We start from the raw sequence: 20,842 nt of genomic DNA on the forward strand, positions 1-20,842 counted from the left end.
TACAAATCAAGGAAAGGGCATCCCCTTGATTCATAAACTAACGCAACTCTTTATTTTTTATAACTGGTTTATTTTCTTAATTCTCTATTTTGGCTATGGACATTTTACCGTTGTAAGGAGTGCTTCCTTTAGACTGTAAAGCATTTTTAGCCTCTTCTATATTCTCAAACTTGTCATAATAAATATAATATTTACTATTGGAAACATCATAGAAGAAATTGATGCTATTCTCTCCGGCAGCTACTGCCTTTTTCAAAAACGCATCTCTTTTGGCAACATCACTATGAACGGCCACCACTAAATAAAAACCGTTATCCACATTTTTAATACTTTTTAAAATTTGCATGTTAGGCTGTTCCTCACCATAATCAAAATCTCCTGATTTTAAAGGAGCAGCGCTGCGAGGAGTACTTTCCTTTATGCGCGCAAGCGTGGCTTTGTCTTGTGAAAATCGATCGCCTTCATTAACAAAAGAAGCCTTTTTAATTCTTCTTTTCTTCTCTATTTCGGTGGCAATCTTGATTTTTTCCAAGGAGGAAACTAAATCCTTGTTGGACTGAACTGCCTGTGATTGCTCGGTTTTCAGTGTTTCAATTGTTTTCAAATAGTATTGGTTCAAGGTCTCGTTTTTGTCTGATACTTTCTTGATTCTTTGATTGTATAAACCTTCCAATTCTTTGATCTTGTCATTTTGAACTTTGTTTACCTCTGCTATCTGAAGATTCAAGGCTTCCAATGCAGTGCTTTCTCCCGCAGTGCTCTTGAATGCTTTCGGCTCCTTGAATATGCCTTGTTCACTTAAATCATTTTCCTCCTTCATGTCCTGAAGATCTTTCTGCTTGGCAGATACGGTAGCATTCAAATTTGTCAATAATTGTTGTTGCGTCTTTTTGGCATTTTCTAATGACACGGCTATATTATCCATCGATTTTGCAATCTCGTCTTTCTGCGATGCAGCAGCTTTGGCTTTGGCTTCTGCAGCCAGTTTTTCTTGGGCAAGGGCATCAGCTTTGGCTTTGGCGTCTGCAGCCAGTTTTTCCTGGGCTAGAGCGTCTGCTTTGGCTTTGGCTTCTGCGGCCAGTTTTTCCTGGGCAAGGGCATCGGCTTTCGCTTTGGCTTCTGCGGCCAGTTTTTCCTGGGCAAGGGCATCGGCTTTCGCTTTGGCTTCTGCAGCCAGTTTTGCTTGGGCTAGAGCGTCTGCTTTCGCTTTGGCTTCTGCGGCCAGTTTTTCCTGGGCAAGGGCATCGGCTTTCGCTTTGGCGTCTGCGGCCAGTTTTTCCTGGGCAAGGGCATCGGCTTTCGCTTTGGCGTCTGCGGCCAGTTTTGCTTGGGCAAGGGCATCAGCTTTAGCTTTGGCTTCGGCGGCCAGTTTCTCTTGGGCAAGGGCATCGGCTTTAGCTTTGGCGTCTGCGGCCAATTTCTCTTGGGCTAGAGCGTCGGCTTTCGCTTTGGCTTCTGCAGCCAGTTTTGCTTGGGCAAGGGCATCGGCTTTAGCTTTGGCTTCGGCGGCCAGTTTTGCTTGGGCTAGAGCGTCGGCTTTAGCTTTGGCTTCGGCGGCCAGTTTTTCTTGGGCAAGGGCATCAGCTTTAGCTTTGGCTTCGGCAGCCAGTTTCTCTTGGGCAAGGGCATCGGCTTTCGCTTTGGCGTCTGCGGCCAGTTTTGCTTGGGCAAGGGCATCAGCTTTAGCTTTGGCGGCCAGTTTCTCTTGGGCAAGGGCATCGGCTTTAGCTTTGGCGTCTGCGGCCAATTTCTCTTGGGCTAGAGCGTCGGCTTTCGCTTTGGCGTCTGCGGCCAGTTTTGCTTGGGCAAGGGCATCGGCTTTAGCTTTGGCGTCTGCGGCCAGTTTTTCTTGGGCTAGAGCGTCGGCTTTAGCTTTGGCGTCTGCAGCCAGTTTTTCTTGGGCAAGGGCATCAGCTTTGGCTTTGGCATCTGCGGCCAGTTTTTCCTGGGCAAGGGCATCGGCTTTAGCTTTGGCGTCTGCGGCCAGTTTTTCTTGGGCTAGAGCGTCGGCTTTAGCTTTGGCGTCTGCAGCCAGTTTTTCTTGGGCAAGGGCATCAGCTTTGGCTTTGGCGTCTGCGGCCAGTTTTTCTTGGGCAAGGGCATCAGCTTTGGCTTTGGCATCTGCGGCCAGTTTTTCTTGGGCTAGAGCGTCGGCTTTAGCTTTGGCGTCTGCGGCCAGTTTTGCTTGGGCAAGGGCATCGGCTTTGGCTTTGGCGTCTGCAGCCAGTTTTTCTTGGGCTAGAGCGTCGGCTTTGGCTTTGGCATCTGCGGCCAGTTTTTCTTGGGCAAGAGCGTCAGCTTTAGCTTTGGCGTCTGCGACCAGTTTTTCTTGGGCTAGAGCGTCGGCTTTAGCTTTGGCGTCTGCAGCCAGTTTTTCTTGGGCAAGGGCATCAGCTTTGGCTTTGGCATCTGCGGCCAGTTTTTCCTGGGCAAGGGCATCGGCTTTAGCTTTGGCGTCTGCGGCAAGTTTTTCTTGGGCAAGGGCATCAGCTTTGGCTTTAGCATCTGCGGCCAGTTTTTCCTGGGCAAGGGCATCGGCTTTAGCTTTGGCGTCTGCGGCCAGTTTTGCTTGGGCAAGGGCATCAGCTTTCGCTTTGGCGTCTGCGGCCAATTTTGCTTTTGCAAGGGCATCAGCTTTAGCTTTGGCGTCAGCAGCCAGTTTTGCTTGGGCTAGAGCGTCGGCTTTGGCTTTGGCTTCAGCGGCCAATTTTGATTTTGCAAGTGCATCAGCTTTAGCTTTGGCGTCAGCAGCCAGTTTTTCTTGGGCAAGGGCATCAGCTTTAGCTTTGGCGTCTGCGGCCAATTTTGCTTTTGCAAGGGCATCAGCTTTAGCTTTGGCGTCAGCGGACAGTTTTGCTTGGGCAAGGGCATCAGCTTTGGCTTTGGCTTCAGCGGACAGTTTTGCTTGGGCAAGGGCATCAGCTTTCGCTTTGGCGTCTGCGGCTAATTTTGATTTTGCAAGGGCATCAGCTTTGGCGTCAGCGGACAGTTTTGCTTGGGCAAGGGCATCAGCTTTCGCTTTGGCGTCTGCAGCCAGTTTGGCTTTTGCAAGAGCATCTGCTTTCGCTTTGGCTTCAGCCGCTAATTTGGCTTCGGCAACAGCCGCCCTTCTCACCTTGACCTCGGCTGCAAGTTGTTCTTTTTGGGCTTTCTCTTCTGGTGTTAGTTTAGGTGGTGAATAAGCTACTCTTCTGCTATCGGCAGGAGGAATTACAGCTCCTTCATCGTCCTCGTCAACGTATGAATTATTCTTGCTTTTGAATTTATAAGCTAAACCAATTTCGTGCGAAGCTCCAAAATTGGACAAATCACCTGTTCCTGTTTCATAATTATATTCAAAAGCGATGTTTTGTGTAACGTTCATGCCTATTCCTCCGGAAATTCCATACAGGGTGTTATACCCGGCTTGTGCCCAGATTCCTATAGGCATGCTGAGCATGGCCAATCCTGAAATTATGGTCTTGTCTTTTTTGAACTCGGTCTTGAGTAAACCTGAAAATTTACTTCTGTCGAAAAAACCATAGCTGTCAATATATCCTGTATGCATAATATGGGCTTCAATGCTTTTTTCAGGATCGTCTTCCACTATTTTGGAAGTAGTGAGATTATATAAAACCAAGTTGTTTACCGAAAGACCAAAATCGAGAAAAGCAGTTCCGTAATTTATTCCTGGATTTACGGTGATTAAAGTATTTGATGGTATGTTTTCCAGTGACGGATCAGGGTAATTTGTAATTATTTTTGATTCATTGAAACCGCTTTTGTAGAATCCTAAATTAACCCCAAAAGTAAGATTGCCGTCATTTTGAAGTTGAACATTGTGGGCGTAATTGGCTATAGCCCCAAAAGTGGTTAATATGCCGTAATTTTGCTGAAACACGCCAAAAGCAACGGCTTCATTTTCCCTAAATCTTCCTGAATAACTGAATAAATAAGTTTGTGGCGCATTTTCAAATGGGGTCCATTGTCTTTTATTGTACAAACTGATGTACGGATTTTGTTCCCTGACAAAACTAAATGTTGGATTGATAATGTATCTATTGAACTTTAAAGAGTTTCGTATGGGTAGTGTAAACGAAACCACTCCATCCTCTTGCGAATAAAGCATTTGCTTGGCAAATAAAAAAAAGAATACAACTACAAAATACTTCTTCATGTTATTTCACTAGAGTTATGGATCCTTTTTTTTCTTTGCCGCCTTGTGTCTTTATGATGTAATAGTAAACGGGGTTTACGCTTTTAAAATCAATGGGGCTTTCGGGCCAATTGTTTAAATAATTGTTGGAGCTAAATACAACCTCGCCGGTGGCACTCATTATCATTACCTCCGTGTTGCTGCCAGCGCTGTACTCTTGTGGGATTACCCAAGTATCGTTTATTCCGTCACTATTGGGGCTAATCAAATTGGGAATGTCGACAACATTGGAATCTACGACCGAGTTTACGTCGAAAAGAATTTCGTCCACAAGGACACATCCTGAATTTTGGGTAATTGCAACTTTGTAATTTCCTTCACTGGTCACGCCATAAGTATTTCCTTGGATACCTGAAATTAGGATATCGTTTTTATACCATGCAAAAGTGGGATTCACGGCATTTGTGGTTACAACAACGTTCTTTGTTTCTCCATCTATAATAACACTGGTTTCGGAGATATTTATGGAACTTGTAATTTCAAAATCTTTCAAATCAATAGAATAGGTATTGTTACACCCTCCAAAATCAATGACCACGGAATATAACCCTGGTTGATTTGTCATATAAGTTATGCCGGTTGCTCCATTTATTTTGACGTTGTCTTTATACCATTGGTGCGAATTTCCGGCCGCTGAACTAAGTGTTGTAAGATTCCCTCCTGAACAAAAAGGGTTTCCCAAACTGGAGGATATGGCTCCCGATGTTCCTCCGGCAACTTGAGAAACCGTTACGATATTGGAACGAGAATTAGAATCGGTACAAGAAGCATAATCAATGGCGACATAATAGGTGCCTGCCGTGTTTACTGATAATGTTGGCCCAGTTTGTCCGGCAATAACAGACGTTCCATTGTACCATTTGTACTTTATGTTCGGATAATTTGCCGGCGAGGAGTTTTGTATGTTTGGCGTTGGGTTGTCTATTGATAAAGTAACATTTCCGCCCGTGCAAATAGTGGCGGTTGATAGTCTGTTGTTAATATAATAAACGTCTTCAAATGGCTTGAAATATGCCGGAAAGGAGGACAAAGTGCCGCTCGTGTTATTGGGGTCTTTTATGGAAAAATTACCACTTGCGAATCCCGTGGAACTTTTGACTCTCAACTTGTAATTTTCCGATCCAACTAAATTTGTGGGCACTGCAAATGTTATCGTTTTTTGGCTAGTCGTTACATCGGTTACGGACAAGGTTGTCGTACTAACGGGATTGGTGAAACTTCCTAAATTATCTGAAAGCTGGACTTCAAAAGTAGTGGATGCCGGAAAACCTCCATAATTGAATGTGGCATCAAATTGATTAAAACTACCCGCACAAATTTTACTGAAAACTAACGTTTGAGGAGCGATGGTTTGACTATGAATTGTTGTGGTTAAAGACAAAACCAAATACAAAAAACAATAAAAATATTTATTTACAATGGAAATCTTCATCAACTAAAATAGTTACTTAGCCGCAATTTAAATAAATATTTTTTTTATAAAAATTACGGCTCAATTATTACAAAAACGTTCATCTTTCTTTGTTTTTATTTAATCTTCGCTTGAAACTTGTATTCCACCTATACGTAATCTAAAATCTGGCCTTTTTTCATTCATGAAATCAATAAAAGTCACATTGTTCTCGGCTTTGGAATAGACATTGGCAAAAGCGGCATTCCCGTACCAACTTTCTAAATCTTCGTTGTTAGAATTGTCCGCCACAAAAATATTTCCCTTGCATAAATTGAAATACATATGTTCCAATTTTATTTTCTTTAGATTTTCATCATTAATATAGATTGCTCTATCCAACAAGATTGCTGGATTAAAACCAGAGATTACACTTTTCTTGAAATCGATCGAAGCATTTTCGGCAATGTAAACGCCCTCTTTAATTAGGCCTGATTCTGTATCGGCTTTGACATTTTCGCTGTTGTTGACCAATGTTAAATTTCTTGCCGTAACAAAAGTTTGCTTTTTGGTAAAATCAACTTCTTCTTTTTTATTATAGGAAAGCACATTCAAACAACGAGAACCCGCGCTGTTTGTCAAATAAGAAGAACGAATGGCCAATGAATTTTCGATATAGCATTGTGTGCCATAATTAAATTTAAAATCGTCGCTGCTTGATTTAAAAGAAATCATCTTGTTCAATTTGACATCTCCTCCCAGTATTTCATAAGAATCGCCGGCACATTGACTCACCATTACATTCTCAAATATGGTTTTGTTGCCCACTCCTGCCAATAACAAGGCATTAAAATTATCGCCACCTTTTACTTTTGCTCCTGCAAATTCTATTCTCACAAATCTTAAAATTCCAGAATTACCGGCTAGATTATTCCCTCCATAAGCTGATAAAATAGCATCTGTATCAAAATTTACCGAAGAAATATTCCCAAATTTATTGGTCGGCCCTTCGCCAAGAATAATTATCCCTCCCCAGTCACCCGATTTTCTAACGGCTTTGTTGGAAGTAAAAACGATCGGGTCAGTTTCGATGCCATCCGCAACTATTGAAGCTCCTTTGGTAATAATAAGAGAAGCTTTAGACTCATAATCTCCCATTATCACTGTCCCGGGTTCAATTGTCAAAGTGGCATTGTTTGTTACATAAACATTGCCTTGCAATAGATATACATTTTTTTTATACAACTTGGTGTTTACAATAATGTTACCAGTCAAAATCTGGTTTACCTCATCATAAACAACTTTATTGGGCTTAAATTCAGTCCAATTGTTTAACCAGCTGTTGAATCCCGTGATTCCTTTTTCTTGTTGTGCATTGATATCACAAACTACCAAAAGAAATAAAGCTACTATTAGTATTGATTTTTTCATAACTTAAAAATTATAATTTTTCAGCATTTATTCTCCAATTTTTCAACCTTAAAAAAATGATATTTTAAACGAATTACATATCGTCAAATTCGTGCAATGATTTCAAGATGTTTTCATAAAACAGAATCGCTTTTATCAAATCGTCCTTGTCGGCATAAGGCAAAATCTTTTTCTGGTAATCACTCGTTATTTCGAGATAATTTTTAGTGTTTTCTTCCTGCGATTCATAGGCTTTTCTGTAATCGGAAGTATACGGAATTCCAAAATCAATCATGGTAATGCCGGGTTTTGTGGCTAAAGCAATATATGGCAATGTTTTGGCAAGAACTCCTACGCGTTCAACGCACAAATCCAACAAGATGCCTTTTGGCAGTTCGGACAATTCTTTCTTATCATAATATTTTTTTATGATTGCCGTCCTGCTAATAATACTTTGGGGTGCATTTCTACTTTGAGAAAAAGCTGCTGCGGATCCTAATAAAAGGATAATACAGGTAATGGTAATTCTAGATTTCATGGGTTAAGCTTTAATTGGATAAACAAACTTACAAAACAAAATTTAATTTACAATTAATATTATACTTTTGTATGTTAAAAATATTACAAATCATATAAAAAATCACTAAATATCGAATATTTACGCATTTAATCCGAGCTTTTGAGGGCGAAAGAAAATGATTTAATAAGATTAATAAGCCTAATTAAAATGTGTTAAAAAAATGATGCTCTCATTTTAACATAGTGAAATGATTTAAACTTATTTGAAAAACAAAAAAAGGGGGTGATGAAATTTGTGTTGCTAAACATAATTATTTCAAAATCAACTTTTAGTACAATCTACCTGACAAAGGTATAATAAAATTAAGTTTTTAACCCTAAGGAACCTAAATTTTATTACTGGTTTTAAGAGAAAAACAATTTTGTTTTTTAAAACTAACAAAAATTCGGATTAATATTAGTATTGGACAGTCAAATAATTAAAAGTGTAATTGTTCCTTATCTACCGTTGACAAATAGAGGTTTTCAAGCAACAGTCCTTTGGAAGAAATAGTAAATCCAATTCTATATAAGCTAAAAAAAAGGAGTTCAAGGGTATCGACTTTCCGTAAAATCTTCATTTTATCAAAATCAATTGACTTGGCAATCGTTTTTGGTATCAGCATCGTAAATGGTGTACGACAGATATTTAGAAGAAAAGTTGGGTAAGTATTTTAGAAAAGAATAAATCAAAATTAGACCTTTCGAGCGTCGATTTGATGCAAGCCATACAGCAGCAATCAAGATGGCCAAGATGTAAGGCGTCAAGACAGAACGAAACGCAAAAAAATTAACATTTTATTTGAATGATAGACAAAGTTTTCCATTAGCAATTTCAAACCCTGTGGCGGTAACCATAACGATCTTTATACTATTGAGATTCAGTTTAAATTAGTAACGGATACATTAGAACAAGCAAATATACTCGTTGATGTTTTTTTTAAATGCTGATGCAGGTTTCGATTCTAAAGTGTTTAGGTTGAATTGTAAGAAAAAAGTCTTTTTTGTTGCAAAAAAATGCCGATTGAGAGGAATATTTTAACCTATTACTTTCTAATGTGCGATATAAAATGGAAACAACAAATGCGTGGAGGGATAACTTCAGATCGTTGCTCAATAGATTTGACACAACGACAGTAACTGTTTGGACCTTGAATATCTAGCTTTCATCATGCTCACACAAAAATTCAACAAAATAAAAGTTTCAACAACTTCAAAATTTAAAAATTTTTTACCTCCAATGCCTTACAATTCCTAAAAATTAAAAACATCAAAAAAGAGAACCCTTAATCCGATAGACCCGAATTTATTCAAGTGGTGGTTTTCTAAAATTGAAAATCCTCCATTTCTTAAAACTTTGCAATCTAAATTTCGAGACTAGTCCATTTTCTTTTATATTTGCCTTATGCAGTTTTCAGAAATTTTAGGGCAGGATCACATCAAAAATCATTTGACACGAAGTGCCGATTTAGGAAGGATTCCCCACGCACAGTTGTTCGTGGGACCAGAAGGATGCGGCACTTTGCCAATGGCAATAGCTTATGCCCAATACATTTTGTGCAACAACCAGAACGGGGAAAACTCGGGTGCCAATGAAAGTTGCAATCTTAAATTCCAAAAAATTTCGCATCCCGATTTGCATTTCGTCTATCCAACGGTAAGCACCGAAGACGTGAAAACAAAACCCAAAAGCATTGATTTCATTGGGGATTGGAGACAATTTGTTGCCCAAAATCCCTACGGAGGCCTGTTCGATTGGTATTCCGTTTTAGGAGTTCAAAACAAACAAGGCGAAATCCGCGTGGATGATGCCCAGGAAATCCTGAAATCACTTTCGTTAAAATCCTATGAAGGAGGTTATAAAATCATGATTGTTTGGATGGCCGACAAAATGAATACCGCCGCTTCCAACAAGTTATTGAAACTACTCGAAGAACCACCGGAAAAAACCATTTTCCTCCTCATTTCCGAAAATGAGGAAGACATTATTCAAACTATACGTTCTCGTTGTCAAGTCTTGCATTTCATTGGATTAAGCGAAAAAGTCATTTCCGACGCCTTGATTTCCACCGAAAATATCGACCCAAAACTGGCCACGAAAATAGCCCATCAAGCACAAGGCAATTACAACAAAGCCCTGCACTTGCTCAAAGACGACAACGACGAATTCCCGTTCGAACAATGGTTCGTGGTTTGGGTTCGTGCAGCTTTCAAAGCCAAAGGAAATGCGGCCGTAATCGCCGATTTGATTCAATGGAGCGAACAAATTGCCGCTTTGGGAAGAGAAACCCAAAAGAAATTCCTGCAATATTGCATCGATATTTTCCGCCAAGCCTTGCTGCACAATTATGAAACGCCAAGTTTGGTTTACATCGAACCTACAATCGAGAATTTCACGATAGCCAAATTTGCGCCTTTTGTCAACGGCAACAACATCAACGAAATATTCCAGGAATTGTCTGATGCCATTTACCATATCGAGCGCAACGGAAACGCCAAAATTATCCTGACCGATTTATCCATCAAACTCACCCGTTTAATACACAAAAAATAAGTGCATGAATAACATTGCTTCCATTTTGATATTACTTTTTTTGGCCCTTACTTTCATACATTCGGCTTATGAAAAACTCTTTGATTGGCAAGAAAATGTCGATTTTTTAAAGGAACATTTTGCCAAAACCCGACTCAAAAATTGGGTCAATTTGGCACTGGTTTATCTTGTGATTTTAGAACTGGTTTCAGGAATTTTGAGCATCGTGGGCAGTATTGAACTCCTAGTAAATAACGGCAGAACTTTTGGCCTCTATGGCGCCATTTTTTCCTGTATTACGCTACTGATGATGCTCTTCGGACAACGATTGGTCAAAGATTATGACGGTGCCAGAACCATCGTTATTTACTTTATTCCTGCCGTGATGGCGGTGTATTGGTTGAATTAAAAAAATCAATTTCAATAATAGTGGCAAAAAAAACTATGGGTCGCTAGTTTGTCATTCCGTAGGAATCTCAACAAACTCAAGCAACTATCTGAGATTCCTGCGGAATGACAAAAAATAAGAATAAAAACTTTGCGACTTTGTGTCTTCGTGGCAAAACCCTTTACACTGATATATTATGAATCCAAAACATCCATCCGAATCCTTGACCATATTGACTGATTTGGTTTTGCCAAGCGAAACCAATGCCTTGAACAATCTTTTTGGCGGCGAATTATTGGCCCGAATGGATCGTGCGGCCAGCATTTCGGCAGGAAGACATTCCCGAAAAATTGCCGTGACCGTTTCGGTAAACCACGTGGCTTTCAACAAGGCTATTCCCCTGGGAAGCGTTGTTATCATTGAGGCAAAAGTGTCCAGGGCGTTCAAGACTTCAATGGAAATCTACCTTGACGTTTGGATCGAAGACCGTGAATCGGGCCAAAGAACCAAATCGAACGAAGCCATTTATACTTTCGTGGCGGTAGATGAATCCGGAAAACCCGTTGAAGTACCGCATATTATTCCCGTTAGCAAACTCGAAAAACACCGTTATGATGATGCCTTGAGAAGAAAACAATTGAGTTTGGTCTTGGCTGGAAAATTGAATCCTCACGATGCCACGGAATTGAAGGCGTTGTTTGTATAGAACAAACCATTTTTACGACTTTCTAAAAATTCGAGAAAAATTAACAAAAACACATCCTTTATTGTTCCATAATTAGTTAACTTTGCTTGATGGAAAAAATTAGACAAATTCATTTTTACAAGAACCACTTCGAGGATTTCTTTGAAAAACAAACCGAAAAAGTGAAAGATAAAATTGATGAAGTCCTTTTTTAATAACTGTAATTGAAAGAGTTCCCAGAAAATTCCTGAAACACATAGAGGGGACCAATGGTCTTTATGAAGTTAGAGTAGAATTTGGCAGCAATATTTATAGAATATTTTGCTGTTTTGACGACGGACGCTTGGTGGTATTGTTTAACGGTTTTCAAAAGAAAACACAAAAGACACCAAAATCTGAAATTGACAAAGCAGAAAAATTAAAAAACGAGTATTTTAATGAAAAATAAAATGGAAACAAAGATAAAAAACACCACAACATTCGAAGAACATTTGGACAAGCGTTATGGAGAAGTAGGCTCTATAAAACGTGCCGAATTTGAAATTAAAGCAAAAGCATTTTCAATTGGCGAAATGATTAAAGAAGAAAGGCTTCTCGCCCATTTAACTCAAGAACAACTTGCTGAAAAAACAGGAACTAAAAAAAGTTTCATCTCTAGAATTGAAAACGGACATAGCGATATACAACTTTCAACATTGTATAAACTTTTAGAAATTGGTCTTGGAAAAAAAGTGACTTTTTCTCTTAAATAAACATAGTTTAGAACAATTGAGTTCGCTCTTGGCTGGAAAAATAAAACCTGAAGAGGCTACGGAATTGAAGGCATTGTTTGTGTAGTGTCACTAAATTGAAATAGAATCTAACTTATTTTATGTATTTTTGATAATACATTTTCACTAAAATGAACCTAATAGAAAGACTAAATAAAGACATCTTAACTTTATGCAAAACGCATAAGGTCAAATCTTTGTATGCTTTTGGGTCTGTTTTAACGGATAAATTTAACGCTGAAAGTGATGTCGATTTAATTGTCGATTTTGAACCCATAGACGTTTTGGAATATGGCGACAATTATTATGATCTTAAATTTTCACTCGAAAATATTCTAAAAAGAAACGTTGATTTATTGGAAGAAAAAGCCATCAAAAACCCCTATTTTAGAAAAACAGTAAATCAAAATAAAAAATTGATTTATGTATAATACCATTAAAACTTGGCTTTATGATATTTTGAGTTCTATAAACGAAATTGAAAGCTATTTTGTTGATACTCCTAAAATTGTTTGAAGTATATCAAAATGATTTAAGAACCAAAAGAGCCATAGAACGAAATATCGAAATTATTGGCGAAGCAATGAGCCGAATTCTTAAAGAAGACAACCACATTCAAATTTCAAATTCCAGAAAAATTGTTGACGTTCGAAATCGAATAATTCACGGTTACGATTCTGTTTCAGATGATGTAATTTGGGGAATTGTGATTAAAAACCTGCCCGTTTTGCAAAAAGAAGTGGAAGACTTGTTAGGAGAATAAAACCCGAAGATGCCATGGAATTGAATGCGTTGTTTGTTTAAAAACCTTCAAATTAAATCACGGTTTAATTTAAAATAGAATCCAACTAATTTTATGTGTTTTTGATAATACATTTATCAAAAATGAACCTAGTTGGTTTAGCTTGGTCAAGAGTATGGATAGAGTATGGATAGAGTATGGATGAAGCATATATATAGTAACTTTATAGTAACTTTATAGTAACTATATAGTAAGTGTATAGTAACCCTGCTATACTGCTTACCCAATAGTAAATAAAAGGAACTGCAAAAAAAATTCTTCGTTTATTGAAATGGTTTCGCTCAATTAAATTAGGAATTCTCGATGTGAATTGGCACAAATTCAACAGCCTAGCGCATCGCAATCCCCTCTACATCAAACACTTTTATTTGTTTCCAATCACGGATGTATACTCTGGTTCACAATCCATGTAAAGGATATCTTCTAAAAATCTAATATAAAATTTCACTGTGTTTTATGCGGAATTGGTCGTTATTAAAATTCAATACATTTAAATTCAGAATAGTGACCAATAACCAATCTTTGCTTTATACTTCAAATAAGTAAACCAACGACCCATGCAAAAATTTAATGAATTAATAAAAACAGCATCTTAATTTGCTTTTCAAGTGTTTGAAATTAGTACTGGGAAAGAAAGTATTGAAATTCAATTCCTTTTTAAAACGCTAAAATATTCCTGTTGTAACTTCCAAAAAAAGAAGTATTTTTACAAAAAGATAAGTACCAAAAATAAATGAAACGCCCAATGCAATTACCATCGAAAACGGCAATATTTTTAGGCGTTCCATCCTCCGATAAAAAACAATTATTATAAACAGATGAAAGAAAAGATGAGTTCAGAAAAAGAAGCCAAATTAAAAGCACTACAACTTACCCTTGATAAACTGGATAAAACCTACGGAAAAGGCACCGTAATGAAAATGGGCGACAAAGCCATTGTGGAAGTGGAAACCATTTCTTCTGGATCTTTGGGAATTGATTTGGCCTTGGGAGTTGGCGGTTATCCTAGAGGAAGAGTGATCGAAATATACGGTCCAGAATCATCTGGAAAAACAACTTTAACTTTGCACGCCATTGCCGAAGCCCAAAAAGCCGGAGGAATCGCTGCTTTTATAGATGCAGAACACGCTTTCGACAGAAATTATGCCGAAAAATTGGGTGTTGACATCGAAAACTTGATCATATCTCAACCGGACAACGGGGAACAAGCTTTGGAAATTGCCGAAAACTTGATTCGTTCTGGCGCGATTGACATTGTCGTAATTGACTCGGTTGCTGCTTTGACTCCAAAAAGTGAAATCGAAGGCGAAATGGGAGATTCCAAAATGGGTCTTCACGCTCGTTTAATGTCCCAAGCCTTGAGAAAATTGACAGGAACCATCAGCAAAACCAACTGTACGGTTTTCTTCATCAACCAGTTGAGAGAGAAAATTGGCGTAATGTTCGGAAATCCAGAAACGACTACGGGTGGAAATGCCTTGAAATTTTACGCATCTGTTCGTTTGGACATTCGTCGTTCCACACAAATCAAGGATGGCGAAAACGTATTGGGTAACAGAACGAAAGTTAAAGTGGTGAAAAACAAAGTAGCCCCGCCTTTCAAAACTGCAGAATTTGACATAATGTACGGCGAAGGAATCTCTAAAACAGGAGAAATTCTGGATTTGGCCGTTGAATTTGAAATCATCAAAAAAGCGGGTTCTTGGTTCAGTTATGGTGAAACAAAATTAGGACAAGGTCGTGATGCTGTCAAATCATTAATCAAGGACAATCCTGAATTGGCCGACGAATTGGAAGAAAAAATCAAGGCCAAGATCAAGGAAAATAATGCTTAATATTTTAAGGAAAATAGTAAATGCCCAAACGGTTCGTTTGGGCATTTTTTTTAGAATGAAAAACAAAAAATTGTTATTATACGCAACCTTTTTCAAACAACGCACTCTATACTAAAAAAGCTCTTGTTGAGTAAAAAATTTAGTAACCCTTAAATCAAAAAAAATGAAAAAAATCGTATTATTTGTAATTCTAATTACCTCTTTTTTAGGTTGTAGTCTTGATAATGACAATCCGACTTATACTTATGAAGTTCTTCCTGTTGATAGCTATGTTGTGCCTGCTAGTTTTACTTTAGGAAAAACCTATGAAATAAAATTGAAGTACCAAAAACCTAGTTCCTGTCATATTTATCAAGGAATTTATTATGACAAAGACTTAAACACCAGAACAATTGCCATTCAAACTGCCGTACAAAACAATCAGGTTTGTACAGCAGATGTTCCTCCTATCTCAGAAGTTTCATTTAACTTTATAGTCAACAATACTGGCTCCTATATCTTTAAATTTTACAAAGGTAAAGATGCTAAAGGAGAAAATATTTTTGAAGAAGTCGAGATTCCTGTAGTTGAGTAAAACAAAAAATCTGTGGTATTAGAAAAGCTAATTAGCGAATGTCAAAAAAACCAACCCAAAGCTCAAGAACAATTGTATCGATTGTTTGAAAAAAAGTTTTTTGGGTTGTGCTTGAAATATTCCTCTAGTTATGCTGATGCCCAAGACAATTTTCAAGAAGGATTCTTGATTATATTTCGAAAAATAAATCAATACAGCGGAAAAGGCTCTTTTGAAGGCTGGGCAAAAAGAATACTGATCAATAACGCACTCCAAAAATACAAAGGAGTGCGTTTTATGGAAGTATTAACCGATAATATCCCTGATGTTGATATAGAAATTGATGAAGAAGAACTATCGCTAGACTATTTAATGCAAATTATTCAGGAACTCCCCGATCAGTACCGAATTGTTTTTAGTTTGTATGTCTTGGATGATTATTCGCATCAAGAAATTAGCGAAATGCTCTCCATTTCTACTGGTACCACTAAATCGAATTTGCACAGGGCAAGGCTACTCTTGAAGGAAAAAATTGAAAAAAAAACAGTGACGAATCTAAAAAAATCGGCAAAATGAAAGAGAAAAAAAATATAGACCGATTATTTCAAGAAAAATTAAGGGACTTTGAAGCGACTCCAGACAATCAAGTTTGGCTCAATATCGAAGCGGAATTAAAAAAGGATAAAAAACGCAGAGTAATTCCGTTATGGTTAAGATACTCGGGAATAGCTGCCGCATTTTTACTTGGTTTATTCATTTTGAACACCAATCAAACTTTTTATCCAAAAACAGAAAACCGTATTGTTTTAGACTCTAAAATTTTGAAAGATTCATCTAATAAAAAGCCTATTTATCCCAAAAACAATTCAAAAAAAAACCAAATTGTTAGCAATTCTAAAGACAAGTACAAAAAAGAAATAATTAATAATAGTTTTTCAAAATCCATTACAAAAGATGAAAAAAACATTAACCCTTATGGCTCCTCAAAAGTCCTTGTTTACCAGAAAAAGAATCCTAATAATGCTGAAGTTTTTCTACCAAAAAGTAATTTGTCGTTAAATCAATCGGTAACAAATGAAAACAATAAAAATCACTCATTAAATGCGGAGAAAAACGGCGTTGTAAATTCAAATGCTTTAGCGAACGCACCAAATCAAACCACAGAAAAAAAGGATTTCAAAGAGGAAAAAGATTCTAAAAAGTCATTATCTATTGATCCAAAATCGCCAAACGAACTAGAAGAGATTTTAAAAGCCAAATCAGATCAAAAAAAGGCTGTGGCATCCAATTCTAAAAACAAATGGCAAATCGCTCCCAACGTTGCCCCAGTGTACCTGAATGCCAATTCAGGCGGCTCCCCTATTGATGAACAACTATCCGATTATGAAAAAGAATCAGAGAACAACGTTAGTTTTGGTCTAGGCATACGATACGCCGTCAGCAATAAAATAGCGATTAGAACTGGAGTCAATAAAGTAGTTTTAAGCTACAACAACAGTAACGTGTTGTATTCCACAGGATTGACGGCCAACAACTTGAAAAATATCCAATATCCTTCAGACAATGTGGTTAAACTTGTAAATCAAGCCAATTACAGTTCATCACCAACATTTGAAAAAGAGATTCAAAAGACAAATACGGGCACTTTAAACCAAAAAATGGGCTATTATGAACTGCCGATGGAAGTTTCTTATGCCGTTTTAGACAAAAAATTTGGAATAAATCTAATTGGAGGATTCAGCACTTTGTTCCTGAATGAGAACACAATTTCATTGGTATCGCCCCAATCAAACATTGAACTTGGCGAAGCAAAAAACTTGAGTCAAGTCCATTTTAGCACCAATGTAGGTTTAGGATTCAAATACCAGATTCTAAAATCTTTCCAAATTAATGTGGAGCCAATGGTTAAATACCAATTGAACACCTTTTCAAATAACTCGGGTGACTTTAAACCGCTATTTATCGGATTGTATTCTGGTGTCAGTTATGGCTTTTAATTGGGATCTAAACCTGATTTACCGTTTATCGAAATGATTATTTAGCTACTTTTTCTTTTGAAACTCTACTAATTGTTGGTGGATTATTTTCCAGCATTGCTCTTTAAGACTGTTTTTGTCTGCCATTACTTTTCCTTCCGTTTCGATAAAAGAATGCACTTTTACCCTCATCAAACCGGGACTTCCACTATGAAAAGTAAAGGAAAAACGTTCTTTATTGTCTCCAAAAGTCATTGGAACAATAGGCAATTGGTGATCAATGGCCAATCGGAAGGCACCATCCTTGAAATGATCTAAAAGTATCGATTCGTCATCAGGAACGCCCCCTTCGGGAAAAATACAAATGCTGAGCCCTTGATTGATTCTTTTTTGGGCATGTTCAAAAACACTATGCTTACTTCTGGAACTGGATCTATCCACCAAAATACAAGTGCGTTTGTAGAAAAATCCAAACAAGGGAATTTTGACCAACTCTTTTTTACCAACAAAAACAAAGGGTTTGGGTATCGTGACCAGCATCAACATTATGTCAATCATCGAAGTGTGATTGGCGATAAGCATATAGCTTTTGTCTTTGTCTAATTCCTGTTCCTTTTCGATTTTATAGTAAAATCCCATCCCGAAAAGAATGAATTTTGCCCAAATTCTCGCCATTTTAAAGAAATAAGGATAGCCGCTTTCGGTCAAAATAGACAACACCAAAAAGGGAAGCATAACCAAAATTGGAATGGTCATCAAAACGTAAAACCAAACCCGCCAAAGCCACCAAAAAATAATTTTTATTCCTCTCATAGTTTTCAAAAGTAAGTAAAACTATGCTATTATTTATAAAAGCATTAAATTTGGAAACTTTTAAGAAATTAAAACAATAATCTTTCTAACCTTCGCGGTCAATAAAATTTATAATGGCAAAAATACTCACCGGCGTTCAAAGCACAGGAACACCACATTTAGGAAACTTACTTGGCGCAATCATTCCCGCAATCGAATTATCCAATAACCCGGCAAACGAATCCTTTCTTTTCATTGCCGATTTGCATTCGATAACCCAAATAAAAGACGGAAAAACATTAAGAGAAAACACCTATAGCACAGCAGCAGCTTGGCTTGCCTGTGGTTTGGATGTGAACAAAGTAGTTTTTTACCGCCAGTCCGATGTGCCACAAACAGCCGAATTGTCTTGGTATTTGAGTTGTTTTTTCCCTTTCCAAAGATTGACATTGGCCCATTCGTTCAAAGACAAAGCCGATAGACTCGAAGACGTCAACGCAGGGTTATTTTCGTATCCAATGCTAATGGCTGCCGATATTTTGCTGTATGATGCGCAATTTGTTCCCGTTGGAAAAGACCAATTGCAACATTTGGAAATCACGCGCGACGTGGCTTCTCGTTTCAATCATCAAATGGGGGAAACCTTCGTGCTTCCCGAAGCCAAAATTCAAGAAGACAGTATGTTGATTCCCGGAACCAATGGCGGGAAAATGAGTAAATCGGCCAATAATATTATCAATATTTTCTTGAACGACAAAGCCTTGCGCAAACAAATAATGAGCATCGAAACCGACAGCACGCCACTCGAAGCTCCCAAAAATACAGATACTTGCAATTGTTTTGCGATCTATTCTTTGTTAGCCAATGAAGAGCAATTGGCACAAATGAGAGTCAATTATTTGGGTGGAAATTACGGTTACGGTCACGCCAAACAAGCCTTGTTTGAACTGATTGTAGAAAAATTCAAAACCGAAAGAGAGAAATACAATTACTACATCAACAACCTCGAAGAAGTGGATGCTTTATTGAAAATTGGTGCCGAAAAAGCAGGAGTTGTTGCCAGTGGGGTTTTGGCCAGGGTAAGAGAAAAATTGGGGTTTGAGTAAATCGACAGAAAAGTTATCAGTCTCATTCTAAATACGATAAAAAAGCATAAATTTGCAAGATGTTATCCAAAAGACAAATAAACACCATTATCAAGGTTTTAAAACCTTATAATCCAAAAAGAATTGGGTTGTTTGGCTCTGTGGCAAGAAGTGAGGAAACAGCTTCTAGTGATATTGACATCTTATACAATTTCGATTCACCGGTGACTTTATTCAACCTTGTTGAAATTCAAGATAAACTCCAAAAAATTTTAAAAAAAGAGGTAGACTTAGTTTCAGAAAATGCAATACATCCTAAATTGAAAGATTATATTTTTAATGATTTGAAAGTAATCTATGAAAATTAACAAAAACATTTTCAGATTAGAGCACATTTTGGAATCAATTGAAAAAATTCAATATATAGTTAAAGATTTAGACTATGGGGATTATTTGGAAGATTGGATAAAACAAGATGCAATCGTCAGAAATTTTGAAATTATTGGAGAAGCAATTGCCAATTTAGATGATGAAATAAAAGTTAAAAACCCAGATGTTGAATGGAAATTGGCAAAAGATATGCGCAACTTTCTAGTTCACGAATATTTCAAAGTAGATTTCAAAGCCGTTTGGGACACCATAAATATTCATTTACCAAAGCTAAAAGATCAAATCATAAAGACTCTCGAAGAGACTAAAAACCTTGACTCATAGCATTTTTTATATAGCCTCAAACAATTTCCCCGGCAAGGGTCGAATCACTCCCTTCAGCTCCATATTCAGGAGCATTCCCGAGATTTTATAAATGGGGAAATCACATCGCAAAGCAATGATATCCATCAATTCCTTTCCGTTTTTTAGGAGATAATCGTATACTTTTTGCTCATCGTTTTCGAGAGTCACAAAGAGTTGTTTTTGAACGGGTTTTGCTTTGCTCTCGATATCCCAATTCAAGATATAAATCAAATCAGCGGCACTGGTAAGCAGGTTTGCTTTTTGGGTTTTAATCAGATTGTTGCAGCCTTGACTGTATTTATCGGTTGTTCTTCCTGGAACTGCAAAAACATCACGGTTGTAATCATTGGCAATATTGGCCGTAATCAAGGAACCTCCCCTATCGGCAGATTCGATGACAATCGTGGCTTCGGAAATCCCCGCCACAATCCGGTTTCTTCGAACAAAATTCTCCTTTTCGGGATTGGACGAACTCCAAAATTCGGTCATAAAACCACCGTTTTGCTCTACTTTGGCCACATATTTCTTGTGAGTTTTGGGGTAAATTTGGTTTAAACCGTGCGCCACGACACCAATCGTTTGCAAGTCGTGTTCCATCGCCAATTGATGGGCAAAAATATCGACGCCATAAGCAAAACCACTTATGATTACAGGATCAAGCGGCGCCAAATCTTCAATCAATTTTCGGCAAAATTCCATTCCGTAGGACGTGATTTGTCGCGTTCCCACAATACTGATGGTTTTCTTGTTTTTCAAGTCGATATTTCCCGAGGTAAACAATACAACAGGTCCGTCGATGCAATGTTTTAATCGATCTGGATAATTCTCGTCCTGAAAATAAACCACATTGATTTCATTTGATTTGATGAATTGAAGTTCTTGTTCCGCTTTTTCGAAAACGGATTTGTCTTTCAATTTTTGGATTAAAACAGAACCAATTCCATCAATGGAAGCGATTTTGGAAGCTTTGGTTTTAAAAACTTCTTCGGCATTTCCGCAATGCGTAATTAGTTTTTTGGCCATAATGTCGCCCACGCCTTCTACTTGTTGCAATGCCAATAAATGAAATAATTCTTGATCTGTCATACTAATCGTTTGAGGCTGAAATGTATAAAATTTTAGTCGGATTGTTAAT

The 20,842-nt window shown here is 37.7% G+C and carries 20 protein-coding genes; 14 read left to right on the top strand and 6 right to left on the bottom strand.

Going from position 1 to position 20,842, the window contains the following annotated elements; all coding sequences use genetic code 11:
- Positions 1-76 precede the first annotated feature (76 nt).
- From OZP13_RS15590 to OZP13_RS15605, 4 genes are all read right to left on the bottom strand, one after another.
- Positions 77-4,156 carry a PorP/SprF family type IX secretion system membrane protein gene (locus tag OZP13_RS15590; RefSeq protein ID WP_281297772.1) on the bottom strand — a complete coding sequence of 1,360 codons (4,080 nt, stop codon included), beginning with the start codon at positions 4,154-4,156 and terminating at the stop codon, positions 77-79.
- A gap of 1 nt (position 4,157) precedes the next feature.
- Complete coding sequence (locus OZP13_RS15595; RefSeq protein ID WP_281297773.1) at positions 4,158-5,627, bottom strand: T9SS type B sorting domain-containing protein; 1,470 nt, start codon at positions 5,625-5,627, stop codon at positions 4,158-4,160.
- A gap of 99 nt (positions 5,628-5,726) precedes the next feature.
- Positions 5,727-7,016 (bottom strand): hypothetical protein, encoded by a 1,290-nt coding sequence (locus OZP13_RS15600; RefSeq protein ID WP_281297774.1) that lies wholly within the window; start codon positions 7,014-7,016, stop codon positions 5,727-5,729.
- A gap of 73 nt (positions 7,017-7,089) precedes the next feature.
- Complete coding sequence (locus OZP13_RS15605; RefSeq protein ID WP_281297775.1) at positions 7,090-7,533, bottom strand: hypothetical protein; 444 nt, start codon at positions 7,531-7,533, stop codon at positions 7,090-7,092.
- Positions 7,534-8,958: 1,425 nt separating this feature from the next.
- Between OZP13_RS15605 and OZP13_RS15610 the strand changes: the two genes are divergently transcribed.
- From OZP13_RS15610 to OZP13_RS15660, 11 genes are all read left to right on the top strand, one after another.
- Positions 8,959-10,107: a DNA polymerase III subunit gene (locus OZP13_RS15610; protein ID WP_281297776.1), complete on the top strand. Its 1,149-nt coding sequence runs from the start codon at positions 8,959-8,961 to the stop codon at positions 10,105-10,107.
- A 4-nt stretch (positions 10,108-10,111) separates the two neighbouring features.
- Positions 10,112-10,495: a DoxX family membrane protein gene (locus OZP13_RS15615; protein WP_281297777.1), complete on the top strand. Its 384-nt coding sequence runs from the start codon at positions 10,112-10,114 to the stop codon at positions 10,493-10,495.
- 175 nt (positions 10,496-10,670) lie between these two features.
- Positions 10,671-11,180 carry an acyl-CoA thioesterase gene (locus OZP13_RS15620; RefSeq protein ID WP_281297778.1) on the top strand — a complete coding sequence of 170 codons (510 nt, stop codon included), beginning with the start codon at positions 10,671-10,673 and terminating at the stop codon, positions 11,178-11,180.
- A 235-nt stretch (positions 11,181-11,415) separates the two neighbouring features.
- Positions 11,416-11,607 carry a type II toxin-antitoxin system RelE/ParE family toxin gene (locus OZP13_RS18710; RefSeq protein WP_349293523.1) on the top strand — a complete coding sequence of 64 codons (192 nt, stop codon included), beginning with the start codon at positions 11,416-11,418 and terminating at the stop codon, positions 11,605-11,607.
- The gene (locus OZP13_RS15630) at positions 11,597-11,911 is read left to right on the top strand and encodes a helix-turn-helix domain-containing protein (RefSeq protein WP_269241047.1); all 315 of its coding nucleotides are present in this window, start codon (positions 11,597-11,599) and stop codon (positions 11,909-11,911) included. Before OZP13_RS18710 ends, OZP13_RS15630 begins: the two co-directional genes overlap by 11 nt.
- Before the next feature lie 149 nt (positions 11,912-12,060).
- Positions 12,061-12,360 (top strand): nucleotidyltransferase family protein, encoded by a 300-nt coding sequence (locus tag OZP13_RS15635; RefSeq protein ID WP_269241048.1) that lies wholly within the window; start codon positions 12,061-12,063, stop codon positions 12,358-12,360.
- A 62-nt stretch (positions 12,361-12,422) separates the two neighbouring features.
- Complete coding sequence (locus OZP13_RS15640; RefSeq protein ID WP_349293478.1) at positions 12,423-12,692, top strand: HepT-like ribonuclease domain-containing protein; 270 nt, start codon at positions 12,423-12,425, stop codon at positions 12,690-12,692.
- Positions 12,693-13,561: 869 nt separating this feature from the next.
- On the top strand, positions 13,562-14,566 hold the full coding sequence (gene recA / locus OZP13_RS15645; protein WP_281299457.1) for a recombinase RecA: 1,005 nt from the start codon (positions 13,562-13,564) through the stop codon (positions 14,564-14,566).
- A gap of 163 nt (positions 14,567-14,729) precedes the next feature.
- Positions 14,730-15,140, top strand: coding sequence for a hypothetical protein (locus OZP13_RS15650; RefSeq protein ID WP_269241049.1), 411 nt, complete (start codon positions 14,730-14,732; stop codon positions 15,138-15,140).
- A 12-nt stretch (positions 15,141-15,152) separates the two neighbouring features.
- Positions 15,153-15,695: an RNA polymerase sigma factor gene (locus OZP13_RS15655; protein WP_281297779.1), complete on the top strand. Its 543-nt coding sequence runs from the start codon at positions 15,153-15,155 to the stop codon at positions 15,693-15,695.
- Entirely contained in the window at positions 15,692-17,116 is a 1,425-nt protein-coding gene (locus OZP13_RS15660; protein ID WP_281297780.1) for a hypothetical protein, read from the top strand. The genes OZP13_RS15655 and OZP13_RS15660 overlap by 4 nt, the downstream gene beginning before the upstream one ends.
- A gap of 45 nt (positions 17,117-17,161) precedes the next feature.
- On the opposite strand, the gene OZP13_RS15665 is transcribed toward OZP13_RS15660, so the two are convergent.
- Positions 17,162-17,908 (bottom strand): lysophospholipid acyltransferase family protein, encoded by a 747-nt coding sequence (locus OZP13_RS15665; RefSeq protein ID WP_281297781.1) that lies wholly within the window; start codon positions 17,906-17,908, stop codon positions 17,162-17,164.
- Positions 17,909-18,021: 113 nt separating this feature from the next.
- Here OZP13_RS15665 and trpS point away from each other — a divergent pair, with 113 nt between their 5' ends.
- From trpS to OZP13_RS15680, 3 genes are read left to right on the top strand one after another with little or no spacing between them, the layout of a single operon-like run.
- Complete coding sequence (gene trpS / locus OZP13_RS15670) at positions 18,022-18,993, top strand: tryptophan--tRNA ligase (protein WP_281297782.1); 972 nt, start codon at positions 18,022-18,024, stop codon at positions 18,991-18,993.
- A 59-nt stretch (positions 18,994-19,052) separates the two neighbouring features.
- Entirely contained in the window at positions 19,053-19,340 is a 288-nt protein-coding gene (locus tag OZP13_RS15675) for a nucleotidyltransferase family protein (protein WP_269241055.1), read from the top strand.
- Positions 19,330-19,686 (top strand): HepT-like ribonuclease domain-containing protein, encoded by a 357-nt coding sequence (locus tag OZP13_RS15680; RefSeq protein ID WP_281297783.1) that lies wholly within the window; start codon positions 19,330-19,332, stop codon positions 19,684-19,686. Before OZP13_RS15675 ends, OZP13_RS15680 begins: the two co-directional genes overlap by 11 nt.
- A gap of 6 nt (positions 19,687-19,692) precedes the next feature.
- Here OZP13_RS15680 and dprA read toward each other — a convergent pair whose 3' ends face one another.
- Positions 19,693-20,793, bottom strand: a complete 1,101-nt coding sequence (gene dprA, locus OZP13_RS15685; RefSeq protein ID WP_281297784.1) for a DNA-processing protein DprA — start codon at positions 20,791-20,793, stop codon at positions 19,693-19,695.
- Between the last annotated feature and the right edge of the window lie 49 nt (positions 20,794-20,842).

It is taken from the genome of Flavobacterium limnophilum, from assembly GCF_027111315.2.
GTDB lineage: Bacteria > Bacteroidota > Bacteroidia > Flavobacteriales > Flavobacteriaceae > Flavobacterium > Flavobacterium limnophilum.